The following is a 14,955-nucleotide window of genomic DNA, read 5'->3' as shown; positions in this document are numbered from 1 at the left end:
TCTTTATATTAAGTGAATCTCTTAATAAAATTAATTGGATCTGGACAAGTCATAGATTCGCTCATAACACATACACCAGTTGATCCTGCATTTTTAACATCTTCTAACTTATCATCAGTTATTCCGCCTATTGCAAATACTGGTATGCTCACGGCATTACATACTTCTTGTAAAAATGAGAGTCCTCTCTCAGGAACTCCTTTTTTACAATCCGTAGGAAATATATGACCTGCAATTAAGTAAGTGGCTCCTAATTCTTGAGCTTCTCTTGCTTCCTCTACAGAATGAACTGAAGCGCCTATGTTTTTAAACTTAGAAAGTATAGTTGCATGAGACCTTAAATTATTCATAGATAGTTGAATGTTAGGAATATCAAGCTTTAAGGCTACATCAATATTTTGATTTATAATAAGAGGTACTTTGTTAATATCACAAATCTCTTTTACTTTTATAGCCAAAGACTCATATTCAAATTGGCTTAAGTCTTTTTCTCTTAGCATAATTCCATAAGGTTTTCCTTTAGCCAGAAGATTTAATCTATCTAAAAAATCATCCTTGCAAAGTTTTCTGTTGGTTACACAAATTAGCATGACTTCCTCCTAAACTCTTATATAATCCGTATAAACAGGTTGTAAGCCTTTGGAAAGAATCATTTCATGAACTTCATTTACACTTCTGGGATCAGAGATTTCAAATTGCTCATCACCTTTTTCTTCTTCACTATGGCCACCAACACCAACCTTAACTCCGGCAGATATTTTTGTAGCTGCAAGTCCAATAACATTATCACGGAAGCCAGCTCTTTCTCTTGTAGAAATTGTTATACCTGCAAAAGGCATAAATAATCTATAAGCAAGCATAACTTGTAGAAGTTGCTTTTCGTGAACATCATTTGGGTTATTATCTGCATTATTTATATAAGGTCTTAATCTAGGAGTAGAAAAGGAAACTTCTGCTTGAGGATATTTTTGTTGTATAAAATAAGCATGTAACCCTGCTGCAAAGGCATCTTTTCTAAAATCATCAAGTCCAAGTAATGCTCCAAAAGAAACACCACGCATACCTCCAAGTATTGCACGTTCTTGAGCATTAAAGCGATAAGGGAATATTCTTTTTGGCCCTCTTAAATGAACTTGTTCATATTTATCAGTATTATAGGTTTCTTGATAAACAGAAACAAAATCTGCCCCACATTCATGTAAAAATGCATATTCATCAGAATTTAATGGATATATCTCAATACCAACTGTAGTGAAGTATTTGGAAGCTAATTTTACAGCTTCTCCAATGTAATCAACTCCAGACATATGTCTAGATTCACCAGTTAAAAGGAGAATCTCTTGTAAACCAGTAAGAGCTATTTCCTTAAGTTCAGCCTCTATTTCTTCCAAGGAAAGCATTCCACGGTGAATTTTATTCATGCAGTTAAAACCACAGTAAACACAATGGTTCTCACAATAGTTAGCAATATATAATGGTGTAAAAAGACAAACAGAATTACCAAAATGCTTTTTAGTTTCTTCCATTGATTTTCTTGCCATATCTTCAAGTAATGGCAAGGCTGCAGGAGAGAGTATTGCAGCATAATCTTCAATTGAAAGAGTATCCTTTGCTAAAGCTTTTTTCACATCAATTTCTGTATAGTTTTCATGGTTATATTCATTAACTAGTTTTAATACCTTGTCCATAATATCTGAATTAGTGATTTCCATGTCAGATAAATACTTCATATGATCTACTTTAATAGCTTCCATAATTAATCCTCCAAAAATCCTGTTAGAGGACTTGATGCTTCACCTTTAAAATCTAGAACTCTTCCAAGACCAGCTAAATAAGCTTCACGACCAGCCTCAACAGCTTGTTTAAAAGCTTTCGCCATAAGAGTAACATCTTTTGCAGATGAAATTGCAGTATTACACATAACAGCTGAAGCCCCCATTTCCATAGCTTCACATGCTTGTGATGGACGGCCAATACCAGCATCTACAATTATAGGTAAGTTAATTTCATTAATTAATATTTGAATAAATTCTTTAGTACAAAGACCTTTATTACTTCCAATCGGTGAGCCTAAAGGCATAACTGCTGCTGCACCAGCATTAACAAGGGATCTTGCCACATTTAAATCTGGATACATATATGGCATTACAACAAAGCCCTCCTTTGCAAGCATTTCAGTAGCTTTTATTGTTTCATAGTTATCTGGTAATAAATATTTTGAATCATGTATTACCTCAACTTTAACAAAATTACCACATCCAATTTCTCTAGCTAGACGTGCTATTCTAACTGCTTCCTCAGCGTTTCTAGCTCCAGAAGTGTTAGGCAGGAGCGTAATACCTTTAGGAATGTAATCTAAAATATTTTCTTCTCCACCAACATTTGCACGGCGAAGAGCTAAAGTTATCATTTCTGCTCCGCCACTTTCTATAGCAGCTTTTATTAATTCAAGTGAAAATTTACCTGAACCTAATATAAATCTTGATTGAAATTCATGTCCCCCAATTATTAACTTATCACTCATTTTATCTGTCCTTCCTATATTTCTTCGATTCCAACTAATAATCTAAGTATCATATTTGCTTGGTGTCCAGCACATATTTGTACTCTTGGTGCCATAAGTCCACTACCTATTCCAGAACCATTTTCTAAATCTCCACAAACATATAAATTTTTCATAGGTCTTGTGGTTTTTATTAGATTTGAACTTTCATACCCAGCCATGCCGGAAGCAGCAACTATCTTAGCCTTAGGTAATTCACTAAGTCCAACATTAACAAGAATTGCTTTTGCATCTGGCTTATCAAAAGCTTCACAGATAACATCATAGCCACTAAAAAGTTCCACAACATTATCTTCAGTTACTCTAGTAGTTATGGTTTCTACTTTGATAAATGGATTGATTTCTTCTATTTGCTTTTTTAAAGCAACTGTCTTAGGTAGTCCTAAATGGCTTATGTTATAGCATTGACGATTAAGATTACTTGGCTCAACAATATCAAAATCCACTAATAATAGATGACCAAGACCTATTCTTGCAAGCATAATTGATATATTAGAACCTAGTCCACCTAAGCCAGCAATAGCAACCTTACCCTGCTTTAGTTTCTTATGAACATGAGGAGTGTGTCTTGCCATCATCATACTTTCAAGTTCTTCTTCCTTAGGCATAGTACCTTTACGGATTATAGTTAAAATATCATCTTCAGATATTTTGTTATCATTGTCTATTTGAAAGCCATTTAGGATTACGATGTCAGTTTCATCTCCAAATTGATTTCTTACTTCAAAGGCTGTTTCTAAATTTACTTCAGTTTCTTTTCCATTTAAGGTTATCTTCACTTATCAGCCACCTCCTACAAATCTTACAACTTCTATAGTATCTTCATCATAAAGCATAGTATCTTTGTATGCTGCTTTAGGCACAATATCACCATTAAGTTCAACAGCGATTTTAGTTACATCATAGTTTTGTTCACTTAAAAAATCTAATAAACTTTTACTGCTTTCTAAAGAAATTGAGGTTCCATTTACTTTCATTCTTTCACTTCCTTTCCAATTTTGCCCGAAAAAAAAGCACAAAAATGAGACTTACACCCTTTCGGTGGTGTACCCCATTTTGTGCTCTTTTTGTTGATAAAATTATATTATATTTGAATTATTTGGTCAAGTAGTTTTATGTTTATGGGATATAATGGTATTATTATATAAATGAGTAATAGTTAGGGGGCTTTATGAAATATAAGAGTGGTTTAATTAGTATACTTTTGCTTACGCTGACTATAGTAGGATATGGATGTAGTAGTGTAGAAGCTGAAAAGAAACTGCCCAAAACAGATGAAAGACTAATTTATATAAGTATTGATAAATATTCACAAGATGGAAACATAACAGTTGGGGTAAATGATACTAAAATATTCGAATCTAAAAAAGAGCAAGCAGCAGTAAGTGATATTATTAGCATATTTAATAGCAAAGAGTCAGTAGAGGAGAAATTTGAAAATCCTGCATATAGAATTATATTTTTATATAATTTAGATCCTAAACAATCTAAAGTTAGAGATGAGTTTATGGGAAGTGATAGATTTCAAGTTGCAGATAAAGATGGACTACTAGTTCAAAATGAAGAGACAAAAGAAACTTTTAGAATTAGTGGGGAAGGTTATGACAAGTTATCTAAATATTTAGAGTAGAATTAAGGAGTAGCATTAATGTTAGGGGAATTAATAGCTGAACTAAAAACTCTTGGTGCAAGTTTTATAAAATTTGCTGATATTTCTATGCTTTCTCATAAAGAGAATAGAGGGTATAGTAGTGCCATTTTAATTGGAATTGCCTTAAGTCCAAGGTATATTTATAGGCTGTCTAAAGAAAACATACTAGATTATTCTGAGTTTTCAGAGAAGGAACACAGAGCAGATAACCTTGCAGATTGGACTGAAGAATTTATTATTTCTAAAGGATATAAAGCATTTTCTCAATCTGAAAGGAATTTACTCCAGCATGATCTTTTTAAGAGAGAAATAAAAACAACTCCACTTCCTCATAAAAAGGCTGCAGTTTTAGCTGGTGTAGGATTTATTGGGAAAAATAATTTACTAGTTACTAAGGAGTACGGAAGTGCATTATGCATGTGTAGTGTTTTAATAGATGTACCACTACCAATAGAAAAAACAGAAATAATTATGCCAAAGTGCGGGGAGTGCACTATTTGTAAGGACATATGTCCCGCAAAAGTTATACACGGAACAACATGGGAAGTTGGAATAGACAGGGATTTAATTGTTGATGTATACAACTGTGTAACTTGCTTGAAATGTTTATCTCATTGCGCATGGACACAGAAATATATGTTAATAAAGGAGAAAAATTAAATGAATTAAAAAGTATTAAGTGAGTCACAATTGTAAAAAGAAGTGCGAACTTGTGAAATTTAAGTATAAAAAATAGCCCAAGCTCGAAAAAGTGAGGGCTATTTGCGACTTGAGAAATGTAACTGGACTTTTAGAAAGAATTAGTATTGCTAAAAAATGCCTTGGTATGTTTACCTTTGAAAAATAAATACAGAAAGTACAATACAGTAATTGTAGTATTAACCGCGATTATTTCTATGTGACTACTATTAGCCATAGATATATTTCCAATGAAATTATACATAATATGCACGATAATGCAGATAGTCAGATTTCCGCTGGCCAGAATGACCGTCATAAACATACAGCCTACCACAAGAGCGTTGATTATTTGCAATACTGTATCTGTGCTGTTTTGTCCAATTGCTGTCATGCTGACAATGTGTCCCATTGCAAAGGTAAAACTTATAAAAATAACTACTACATAGCGGTTCCATTTCTTTATCAATGCTTTGAACATGAGACCACGAAAAATGACTTCCTCCATAAATCCCACCCCAGCGTACATGGCCAGTAAAAAAGCAATTTCCACTATAGATAATGATGTGTTAATACCATAGATTAAATTTAAAAATGGTAATATAATTAGAGGTATATAATACAGCATCACAGAACTTTTTTCTGCAGGTTTTGTTAAAAGTCCAATATCATTGGCTATAGAAGTGCGTTTTAAATAGAAATAGCATATCACTGACAGCAGCAAATTAGGAATCGCAGTTACCATATTAAAGTCTAGATTCAGTGCGCCAGCTATATTGTCTGAAATAGTGTTAAGTACGAGGTACAGTATTAACCAAACAAGGGAATGTAAAACAGCTTTTCTTTCATATAATTTTTTCATGACAAACTACCTCCTTAAAAAGTATAAAATATGCATCCAAAACTGAAATGCAAAAGCGCAGAGAATATTGCCGAGTGGACACGTGACCTATGTACTTATACTTAATCTTAATCTTGTTAAAAACCCGGCAATAAAGTACGTTTTTCTATTTTACAGTATATGTATATATAACCATTATATAACAAAAATAAGATTCTACAGTAGTTACTACAATAATTTCAAATTTATTTTTACTATTTTGAAACTCCTTTGCTAGTGAGTTCGAAAAATTCTTTTATAGCGAACGATTAACATATTATACAAATCAATAGTATAGAAAGAAAGGCGGTGAGTTTTAGTGAGAGATTGATAACCATAGTACACTCTCTTGCTAAAATTAATATGTTAGATTTATTTAAAGCATTTACGACACAAGATGATTTTGTATATGAAGGAGCTTTTATTGCTAAGGTTAAATATAAGCAATTTAGTTCAAATTCAGATAAAGAAATCTATAAAAATGAAGTTGTTAAAGGAAATAGCAAACTTTGTATATTAAATTGCAATGGGTATAGTAATGATGAAATTGCAAAAACACTAACAGTTTACTTAATGATGAATGTTAAGGTTAAGGAAGAGAATAAAAAAGAAGTTATTCAAGATGTAGGAACCTTATGGAGAACTTTTTTAAAAGAAGAAATCGCAGAGTTTAGCCATAGAACAGGGGACACAAATTCTATTCATCTTACAGATAATCCAGTAGTACAAGGATTATTCATACTTAAAGAGCTTGTTAGCACAACTAAAGCTAAAGAAATAGAAGTAAAATATATCAGTCCTGTTTATGGTTGTAATCCGGTACATTTGAAGCATGAGGGAAATGTAATTAAAGGATTTAGTGATGGGAAATTATGCTTTGAAGCAACAATAGGTTAAAATCTTGGGGGGACAATTTATGAAGGTTATATTTCTTGATATAGATGGTGTTCTTAATTCTGAAGAATTTTTTGTGAATAACAAAGATCAAGTAATTGATAAAAATAGAGTGAGTATTTTAAAAAATATTATTGATATAACAGGGGCTATTATCGTTATGTCTTCTGGTTGGAAATTATGGTTTGATGATAATATGATGCCACAGGATGGTTATTCCGAAAGTTTATATGAAATTTTATGTGAGTTTGACATAAAGTTATTTGGGAAAACACCTGATTTTAGCAATGAAGAAATAAGAACTAGAAAAACATTTAGCCATGTAAAAGCCAAAGAAATTAAGGCATGGATAGATGAACATGAAGATATAGATAAATATGTTGTGATAGATGATTTAGATATGAAGGATGAAGAAATAAATTCCCATTTAGTTAGGATAAATGGGAAAATAGGTATTACCGAAGAGGATGCTAAAACTGTTATAGATATGATTAAATAAATATGAGTTAAGGGAGCTTTATTTAAAGCTCCCTTATTTACATAATCATTACTTGGTAATATAGAAAGTTACTGAATGATATGAACTCTATGATGTTATACTTTAGGATAAAAAATTTTCATTTAGGGAAATATATCTATATATTTATAAAGGCTAAATAAGTAAGAGTAAAATGGAGGTTTTATGAATGGTTGTCTTAGATGAAGCTACAAGACTAAATTATGATATATCATCAGATTTTAACAGCTCAAATGGAAATACAGGAACCTTAACATTTAATGTAAGTCTTCCTTGCGAAAGAACTATTTTTTGCAATGAAATTATAATAGCAATACCTAAAGGCTCATTAAGTGAAAATGATAGTTTTACGCCTTCTGTAGATACAGATAAATGGGGCTGTTCTGTTGGAGATTTAACTAAAGGTGAAGAACTTGGATTACATAGTAGTTCACAGTTTATACCAATTAAATTCAAATGCCAAAAAGACTGTGATGAGGAATTCAAAACACCTTTTACTTTTAAAATTGCAGTTAATAATATAGCTAAAAAGAGTGGTAGAATAGAAGAATTTTATATAATCGAATGCTCAAAAGACTCTGTAGCTGGAATGTATAATAAAAGTGATAGGAGCATTTGTATAAGTATATAGGATTGATATTATGTAAATAGGGGACGTTTTATTTGTCATATGGCAGATAAACGTCCCTATTATAATTGACATTGATATAACAAAAATGCTATTATGTCTATGAAAAACATAGATGAGGTGTAAGAATGAAGGAATTTGTGCGTAGTGCATCTATAGATGATTTTAAAAGAGGATATGTTTGGAATAGTAAAAATGGAGAATTTAAGTGCCTTATATGTGGAAAAGATATTGGCAGCAGTGATGAAAATGCAGCAACTCACATGCTTGAGCATGGAAGTTCTATTGAGGGACTTTTATCGCTAGAAAAGATATATACTGGACTAACAGACATCCAAAAAGAACTTATACAAATGATATCCAATAAATATAGTGATAAAGAAATAGCAATAAAATTAGCTTGCACTGAATCAACTGTTAGAAACATGAGATTTGCATTAAGAGAAAGAGCAAGACAAGCAAGAGCCTTTCTTGCAATTATGGATTTAGCTGAAGGGGAAAGGATTGTTAATAGTCAGCCTAAGCTTCGTAACTTTCCAGTTAAAGAAGAGAAAAGAAAAGCTTTATTACCAAGGTTTGCAGCACTGTTTGAACCAGATAAAGAATATACAGAACTTGAAGTTAAGAGAATTATTAAACCAATATATGAAGATGATGCGATTATAAGACGTTATTTAGTTGATTACGGCTATTTGGGAAGAAATAAAGATGGAAGCAAATATTATAAAAAGAATGAGGAAAACAATATGAAAGATGCAAGTAGAAAAGAGTTAATAAATAAATATAAAGAGCAAGAAGTAGAGCAAGGAATAGTTCAAATTTATAATAAGGAAACTGGATATTCATTTGTTGATATATCAAAGAATCTTTATAAGCCTTTTGAAGCTATGAAATTTCAGTTAAACCTTGGAATATTTAAATGCAAGGAGCTACAAGGTGATTGGAAAGTTTATGGAGAAGATTCTTTTGAATTTAAAGTTGTAGAGAAGCTTAAACCTAGAGAAGGAGCGACAGATAAAGAAAACCTAGCAGATCTAAAAGAATTATTAAAGATGTGGATTGAAAGCCAAGGTGAGGACTTAAAATTATACCCAAGGTAATAAGTATATTCATAGGATAATATGATATCATGGTGGTAAATTTACAACACATAAAGTATAATATAAAAAAATGATAAAAGTAGGGCTAGAAATTAATGGACTTATTTAAAAAGGATGGGGAAAATGAATAAGGATTGTGAAAAAAATTTAATTAATTTAATCTCAGAAATTGCAACGAGCTATAGACAAAACACTGTTTTTTCAGTTTATGAGTCTGCCAATCTACCAAATAGAAGTGAGATAATTGAAATATTGCAGGAATTAAGACAGTTAATTTTTCCTGGTTTCTTTCAAAGTAAAAGACTTACTGATAGTACTATTGAATACTATATTGGAGATCTCTTAATAAGTATTCAAGAGAAACTGCATAAACAAGTTAAATTAGCTTTACAGTATAAGCATAAAAGTGATTACGGAAATGATGAAGAATTAATAGAAGAAAAAACAAACAAAATATGCATGACATTCATTAAATCAATACCAAAGATTCAAGAATATATTGTAACTGATGTTCAAGCTGCTTATGATGGAGATCCAGCAGCTGGAGATATAGAGCAAGTTATATTCTCTTATCCAGGGGTATTTGCAATTAGTATATATAGAATAGCTCATGAGCTAGATAAATTGGCTGTGCCATACATTCCAAGAATTATGACTGAGTATGCTCATGGAAAAACAGGAATTGATATTAATGCAGGAGCTGAAATTGGAAAGTACTTCTTTATAGACCATGGTACAGGTGTGGTTATAGGACAAACTTGCATTATTGGTGAGTATGTAAAGATATATCAAGGTGTAACATTAGGAGCTTTATCAACTAGAGGCGGTCAAGCACTTGAAGGGGTAAGAAGACATCCTACTATTGAAGATAACGTAACTATTTACTCAGGAGCTACTATTTTAGGAGGAGAAACTATAATAGGCAAGAACTCAGTAATTGGAGGAAATGCCTTTATTACACAATCTGTCCCAGCAGACACTAGAGTAAGTGTAAAAAATCCTGAACTAAAATTTAGAAACAGTAAACCAGAAGAACTAAAACAAGAATTTATATTTGACTGGGTTATCTAGAACTTTACGAAAACTTAACTTAAGCATGTTAGAAAATCGCGGGTTCAAGCGATTTTCTGGCATGCTTAAGTTTTAGTTGAAGTTAAGTTCTAGAAGAACTTGATTAAGTAAAATAAGTTTTAGTTGAAGTTAAGCTCTAGAAGAACTTTAGTATATAAACATATCTCTTTCAAGACCTAAAAATTGTGGGTTCAAATAATTTTTCACCGCTCATAAGTTTTTAGTTGAAGTTAAGTTCTAGAAAGGCTTCTTTACGGAAGCACAGCTTAAACTTGTTTGAAAATTGCGGGTTCTGGTAATTTTCAGGCATGTTTAAGCAGAGAGCTGAAGTTGAAGCCTTTGAAGAACTTTACTAATGTATACAAATCCTTTCCCAAAGATGAAAAATCGCGGTGCCAGGCGATAAAAAGGTTGCGGTTTCTAGCAACTTTGATTCAGTCACACTTAAGTGTAAGCCCTAGAAGGGCTTCTTTTTTATAGATCTAATACCATAGTTTCAGGTAAATTATTCTCACGTTTTTCCGTACAAGCTTGTTTTCTTTGTTCATTAACAATTTCTACGGCGTTAGGAGCTTCATACATGTCTATTTTAAAGTCAATTACTTTAAGCATTTCAGTGAGAGAATCTATTTGATTAACAATTTCTTTTCGATGTTCAACAAGTAAATTTTTTCGCGATTCTATATTATTGGCACTTTCCATACATAATTCAATATATTTTTTAATTTCTTTAATTTGCATTCCTGAATTCTTTAAACAACAAATTACCTTAAATAAACCTAAGTCGGACTCAGTAAACTCTCTATGGCCAGATTTGTTTTTTGAGACAAATGGCAGAAGTCCTTCCTTGTCATAAAAACGAATTGTATATATAGAAAGTCCCAGTATTTCTGAAACATCTTTTATAGAATAAGTCATTTTATAATCTCCTTTAAAAATTATTAAAAAAACCTTGACCTAGATATAGCTCTAGGTATTAACATGAGTATAAATCATAAAAAATTAATTTTCAAGTGATTAATAAATATCTAAAGGAGAGACTTTTATGAACAAAAACAGTAAAATTGCATTAGTTACAGGTGGAAGCCGCGGAATTGGCAGAGATTCTGCAATATCCTTATCAAAAAAAGGAGTAGATGTAATTATTACCTATAATACACAAAAAGAAAAAGCAGATGAGGTTGTGAAAGAAATTGAAGCAAATGGTGGTAAGGCTGCAGCTATTCAGCTTGATGTTAGCGATGTATCTTACTTTGATTATTTTATAACCAATTTATCAAAGGTTTTAAAAGAAAAATGGAATCAAGAGCAATTTGATTTCTTAATTAATAATGCAGGAATTTCAAACCATACTCCTTTTTTAAAAGTCACAGAAGAAGAGTTTGATAAAATATTTAACACTCACTTTAAAGGAGTTTTCTTTTTGACACAGAAACTAATTCCTCTTATTGCAGACAAAGGCGTAATTTTAAACACTTCAACAATGCTAACTCATGTTTCATCTCCAGGTTCTGGACTTTATGCTTCAGCAAAAGGTGCAGTAGAAGTTTTCACTAGATATCTAGCTAAAGAATTTGGAGCAAGAGGTATAAGAGCTAATACCGTAGCACCAGGAGCTGTTAACACTGAATTTAGTGGAGATACTTATGCTAAAAATCCAGGTTTGAAAGAAAGGATTGCTTCTCAGACTGCACTCGGCAGAATGGGGGAAGCCTCTGATATTGGAGGTGTTGTTGCAAGTCTATGCACAGATGAAATGGGATGGGTTACCGGTCAACGTATAGAGGCATCAGGTACAGTACTATAAGTAAAAGATTTTAAATTTAATACAGAAATATTTAATGCCAGAAGTTTTTTCTTTTGAACACACTTCTGGTATTTTTTTTAGGTAGTTTCCTAAAAGTGCGTACTTGTTATAAAATACCTTAATTTATATAATAAAAATGAAACTTAAAAAATTATAGAATAGGAGTGGTATTATGGCAGTTAAAATGCTTCATACATGCATAAGAGTAAAGGATTTAGAAAAATCACTAAAATTTTATAGAGATGCACTAGGACTTATTGAAACAGTAAGAAAAGACTTTCCTGAAAATAAATTTACTTTAGTATATCTTTCAAATGAAGAAGGAGGATATGAAATAGAGTTAACTTATAACTATGATCAAGAAAAACCTTATGAAGTTGGAAATGGGTTTAGTCATACAGCAATTGGAGTAGATGACTTAGAAGGCGAAAGAGAAAAACATAAAGCATTAGGTTACGCAGTTACAGATTTAAAAGGACTACCAGGAAACCGTCCAAACTACTATTTTGTAACTGATCCAGATGGATATAAGGTAGAAGTTATAAGAAATAAATAATATTTCTCATAGATGAGGTGAGATTATGAATAAATTAGTGCTTCATGGAGAAGAGGATGTTAATTGTTATTTCATAGAATATAACAATAAGTGTTATATAGTCGATCCAGGCTATGAAAAAGAAAGAATAATTAAATACGTAGAAGATAATAACTTAGAGGTACTTGGAATATTATTAACTCATGGCCATGCTGATCATATTAGTGCTATGGATTGTTTCAATGTTCCTGTATATGTTCATCAGGATGAATATCAGAATTTATTAAATAACTACAATAATGTGTTTAAAATCTATGGAAGAAAAATGAGTTATTCTTTAGAGAAAATTAATCTTATTCAAATTGATGAATCTAAGATTTTTAAAATTGATGATAAGGAAATTCATGTAATTCATACACCAGGACACACAGTTGGAGGTGTATGCTATAAATTTGGGGAAGATTTATATACTGGAGATACTCTATTTAAAGGTAGAGTAGGTAAGTGGATATTCCCAACAGGTGATCTTGTTTCAATGAAAAAATCCATAATTGAATTAATAGAAACTCAAGATGAAAATGTTAGGGTACATCCGGGACATTTTGATAGCAGTACCATTGGAGAAGAAAAAAATTCTAATCCATTTTATTTAGAATGGAAATAGAATTAAGCAACGTTTCCTTTTTAGGTGAGAAAGGAAAGGTTACAAAGGGGAAAATGGAGGAGTAATTATGAAGAAATTAGGTTTTGGAGGTATGAGATTACCTCGTTTAGTTGAAAATGATCCTAAGGCTATTGATCAAGCTCAAGTGAATGAAATGGCAGATCATTTCATTAAGCAAGGATTCACTTATTTTGACACAGCTTATCCATATCATCAAGGATTAAGTGAAGGAGCATTTAAAAAGGCAGTAGTAGATAGATATCCTAGAGAAGCTTTCTTACTTGCAGATAAAATGCCTACTTTTAGTGTATTTAAAACTGAAGACTATGAAAGATTCTTTAATGAGCAATTAGAAAGATGTGGAGTTGAATATTTTGATTATTATTTGCTTCATAATCTAGGAGAAAAGAATTATGCAAGTTCAGTGAGGCTTGGTGGCTTTGAGTTTATGAAAAAGCTAAAGGAAGAAGGAAAAGCTAAACATATAGGGTTCTCTTTTCACGATAAAGCAGCGTTACTAGATGAAATACTTACAAAGCATCCGGAAATGGAGTTTGTACAATTACAATTAAACTATATTGATTGGGAAAGTGAAAGTATTCAATCAAGAAAGTGTTATGAAGTTGCTAGAAAGCATAACAAGCCAGTTATAGTTATGGAGCCAATAAAAGGAGGAGGACTTGCAAATCCCCCAGAAAAAGCTCAAGAATTATTTAAAGAATATAATAAGGAAATGTCTTTTGCATCTTGGGCAATAAGATACGTTGCTTCTTTAGAAGGAGTAATGATGGTATTAAGTGGAATGAATAGTATTGATCAATTAAAAGACAATACTGCATATATGTCAGACTTTAAACCACTTAATAAAGAGGAAAAAGAAATAATCTTAAAAGTTGTAGATATAATAAATGAATCAATTGCAATTCCATGTACTAATTGTCAGTACTGTGTAGATGATTGTCCAAAGAAAATAAATATACCTGCATATTTTTCAGTATATAATTCCTATCACTTATATGGAGATAGAAATTTCCCAGCAATGCATTATGATCGTCAATCTCATGGAAGAGGAAAGGCTTCAGAATGTATTGAATGTAAGGCGTGTGAAAGACATTGTCCACAACATATATTAATAACAGAAAAACTAAAATTAGTTGCTGGAGCATTTGAAAAGTAACGATTTCGTAATAACCTCATGATATATTTTATCGTGAGGTTATTTTTATACTAAAAAATTGATTAGTTACACTGAAAAGTAATATAATGGAATAAAGATATGTAAATTAAATAAATATGTATTATGGAGGGATAGCTTGAAAAGAAAAGTAATTCCAATTATAAGCTTGGTGTTAATAGCAGCTATTGTTTTTACAATATACAATGGGAAAAATAAATTAAAAGTACCTACAATTGAAAATATAAGTAGTATGAAAATTATTGAATCGAGTGTAGGAGCGAGCCCAAAGAAAGAATTGGCTTTTGATTTTAGTAAAAAAGAACACGTAGATATGGCAAATAATATTTTGTATTGGATGAAATCCGGTAAAATAATAGACAATACTAAGGATAAAGTTACTAATAAAGGCGGAAACCCAACATCTTTAATAATAGAATCAAAAGACGGAACAAAAATTCAGATTGAAGAAGCTACCTATGATATAGAAACTAAAGTGGAAAATGGAGCTCAAATTGAAAAACAGAATGCCAATGGACAAGTAAAATTATTTATAAGTAATACTAAAGAGCCTGTGAGAGAGCTATCACCTAGTTTAAGCTCTTTTTTGAATAATGGATGGAAGAATTTTTTTAAATGCAATTAAATTTTTATGGACTTTAAAGTTATAAGTACGTTTTGTTTGGAATTACAAATAAACGTACTATTTTTTTACAAGAAATTATATATTAAAAGTCTTTGGAGTAAAAGTTAAAGCAAATAAAAAATGGAAAAAAATGGAACGATGTGATAA

General features: G+C 31.4%; 19 protein-coding genes. 12 read left to right on the top strand and 7 right to left on the bottom strand.

Going from position 1 to position 14,955, the window contains the following annotated elements; all coding sequences use genetic code 11:
- Window positions 1-8: 8 nt before the first annotated feature.
- Genes PTZ02_RS09155 through thiS form a run of 5 tightly spaced genes read right to left on the bottom strand, consistent with a single transcriptional unit; the run spans window position 9 to window position 3,540 of the window.
- Window positions 9-590: a thiamine phosphate synthase gene (locus tag PTZ02_RS09155; RefSeq protein ID WP_274227483.1), complete on the bottom strand. Its 582-nt coding sequence runs from the start codon at window positions 588-590 to the stop codon at window positions 9-11.
- A 9-nt stretch (window positions 591-599) separates the two neighbouring features.
- Window positions 600-1,754, bottom strand: coding sequence for a 2-iminoacetate synthase ThiH (thiH, locus tag PTZ02_RS09150; RefSeq protein ID WP_274227482.1), 1,155 nt, complete (start codon window positions 1,752-1,754; stop codon window positions 600-602).
- A gap of 2 nt (window positions 1,755-1,756) precedes the next feature.
- Window positions 1,757-2,524, bottom strand: coding sequence for a thiazole synthase (locus tag PTZ02_RS09145; protein ID WP_274227481.1), 768 nt, complete (start codon window positions 2,522-2,524; stop codon window positions 1,757-1,759).
- 14 nt (window positions 2,525-2,538) lie between these two features.
- The gene (gene thiF, locus PTZ02_RS09140; RefSeq protein WP_274227480.1) at window positions 2,539-3,342 is read right to left on the bottom strand and encodes a sulfur carrier protein ThiS adenylyltransferase ThiF; all 804 of its coding nucleotides are present in this window, start codon (window positions 3,340-3,342) and stop codon (window positions 2,539-2,541) included.
- Between the two features lie 3 nt (window positions 3,343-3,345).
- The gene (gene thiS, locus PTZ02_RS09135) at window positions 3,346-3,540 is read right to left on the bottom strand and encodes a sulfur carrier protein ThiS (protein WP_274227479.1); all 195 of its coding nucleotides are present in this window, start codon (window positions 3,538-3,540) and stop codon (window positions 3,346-3,348) included.
- Between the two features lie 194 nt (window positions 3,541-3,734).
- Here thiS and PTZ02_RS09130 point away from each other — a divergent pair, with 194 nt between their 5' ends.
- Both PTZ02_RS09130 and PTZ02_RS09125 read left to right on the top strand, forming a co-directional pair.
- Window positions 3,735-4,193 (top strand): hypothetical protein, encoded by a 459-nt coding sequence (locus PTZ02_RS09130; RefSeq protein WP_274227478.1) that lies wholly within the window; start codon window positions 3,735-3,737, stop codon window positions 4,191-4,193.
- Between the two features lie 18 nt (window positions 4,194-4,211).
- The gene (locus tag PTZ02_RS09125) at window positions 4,212-4,874 is read left to right on the top strand and encodes an epoxyqueuosine reductase (protein ID WP_274227477.1); all 663 of its coding nucleotides are present in this window, start codon (window positions 4,212-4,214) and stop codon (window positions 4,872-4,874) included.
- Window positions 4,875-5,004: 130 nt separating this feature from the next.
- Here the strand turns inward: PTZ02_RS09125 and PTZ02_RS09120 are convergent, their stop codons facing one another.
- A complete protein-coding gene (locus tag PTZ02_RS09120; RefSeq protein WP_274227476.1) occupies window positions 5,005-5,754 on the bottom strand; it encodes a CPBP family intramembrane glutamic endopeptidase in 750 nt (249 codons plus the stop codon).
- A 381-nt stretch (window positions 5,755-6,135) separates the two neighbouring features.
- On the opposite strand from PTZ02_RS09120, the gene PTZ02_RS09115 reads away from it, so the two are divergent.
- The 5 genes from PTZ02_RS09115 to PTZ02_RS09095 all read left to right on the top strand — a co-directional run bounded on the left by PTZ02_RS09115 (window position 6,136) and on the right by PTZ02_RS09095 (window position 9,982).
- The gene (locus PTZ02_RS09115; protein ID WP_274228083.1) at window positions 6,136-6,669 is read left to right on the top strand and encodes a hypothetical protein; all 534 of its coding nucleotides are present in this window, start codon (window positions 6,136-6,138) and stop codon (window positions 6,667-6,669) included.
- 19 nt (window positions 6,670-6,688) lie between these two features.
- Complete coding sequence (locus PTZ02_RS09110; protein ID WP_274227475.1) at window positions 6,689-7,165, top strand: HAD domain-containing protein; 477 nt, start codon at window positions 6,689-6,691, stop codon at window positions 7,163-7,165.
- A 187-nt stretch (window positions 7,166-7,352) separates the two neighbouring features.
- Window positions 7,353-7,814, top strand: a complete 462-nt coding sequence (locus PTZ02_RS09105) for a hypothetical protein (RefSeq protein WP_274227474.1) — start codon at window positions 7,353-7,355, stop codon at window positions 7,812-7,814.
- A gap of 125 nt (window positions 7,815-7,939) precedes the next feature.
- On the top strand, window positions 7,940-8,911 hold the full coding sequence (locus PTZ02_RS09100; RefSeq protein ID WP_274227473.1) for a DUF2087 domain-containing protein: 972 nt from the start codon (window positions 7,940-7,942) through the stop codon (window positions 8,909-8,911).
- Window positions 8,912-9,034: 123 nt separating this feature from the next.
- Window positions 9,035-9,982, top strand: coding sequence for a serine O-acetyltransferase (locus PTZ02_RS09095; RefSeq protein ID WP_274227472.1), 948 nt, complete (start codon window positions 9,035-9,037; stop codon window positions 9,980-9,982).
- A gap of 474 nt (window positions 9,983-10,456) precedes the next feature.
- Here PTZ02_RS09095 and PTZ02_RS09090 read toward each other — a convergent pair whose 3' ends face one another.
- On the bottom strand, window positions 10,457-10,900 hold the full coding sequence (locus PTZ02_RS09090) for a MerR family transcriptional regulator (RefSeq protein WP_274227471.1): 444 nt from the start codon (window positions 10,898-10,900) through the stop codon (window positions 10,457-10,459).
- 127 nt (window positions 10,901-11,027) lie between these two features.
- On the opposite strand from PTZ02_RS09090, the gene PTZ02_RS09085 reads away from it, so the two are divergent.
- From PTZ02_RS09085 to PTZ02_RS09065, 5 genes are all read left to right on the top strand, one after another.
- The gene (locus PTZ02_RS09085) at window positions 11,028-11,789 is read left to right on the top strand and encodes an SDR family NAD(P)-dependent oxidoreductase (RefSeq protein WP_274227470.1); all 762 of its coding nucleotides are present in this window, start codon (window positions 11,028-11,030) and stop codon (window positions 11,787-11,789) included.
- 172 nt (window positions 11,790-11,961) lie between these two features.
- Window positions 11,962-12,345, top strand: a complete 384-nt coding sequence (gloA, locus tag PTZ02_RS09080) for a lactoylglutathione lyase (protein ID WP_274227469.1) — start codon at window positions 11,962-11,964, stop codon at window positions 12,343-12,345.
- A 25-nt stretch (window positions 12,346-12,370) separates the two neighbouring features.
- Window positions 12,371-12,988: an MBL fold metallo-hydrolase gene (locus tag PTZ02_RS09075; RefSeq protein WP_274227468.1), complete on the top strand. Its 618-nt coding sequence runs from the start codon at window positions 12,371-12,373 to the stop codon at window positions 12,986-12,988.
- A 67-nt stretch (window positions 12,989-13,055) separates the two neighbouring features.
- A complete protein-coding gene (locus tag PTZ02_RS09070; RefSeq protein WP_274227467.1) occupies window positions 13,056-14,165 on the top strand; it encodes an aldo/keto reductase in 1,110 nt (369 codons plus the stop codon).
- A gap of 136 nt (window positions 14,166-14,301) precedes the next feature.
- The gene (locus PTZ02_RS09065) at window positions 14,302-14,808 is read left to right on the top strand and encodes a hypothetical protein (RefSeq protein ID WP_274227466.1); all 507 of its coding nucleotides are present in this window, start codon (window positions 14,302-14,304) and stop codon (window positions 14,806-14,808) included.
- Window positions 14,809-14,955: the final 147 nt, after the last annotated feature.

It is taken from the genome of Clostridium sp. 'White wine YQ' (assembly GCF_028728205.1).
Lineage (GTDB): Bacteria > Bacillota > Clostridia > Clostridiales > Clostridiaceae > Clostridium_T.
The sequence above is the reverse complement of the archived record's forward strand: the minus strand, read 5'-3'. Positions and strand labels throughout refer to the sequence as shown.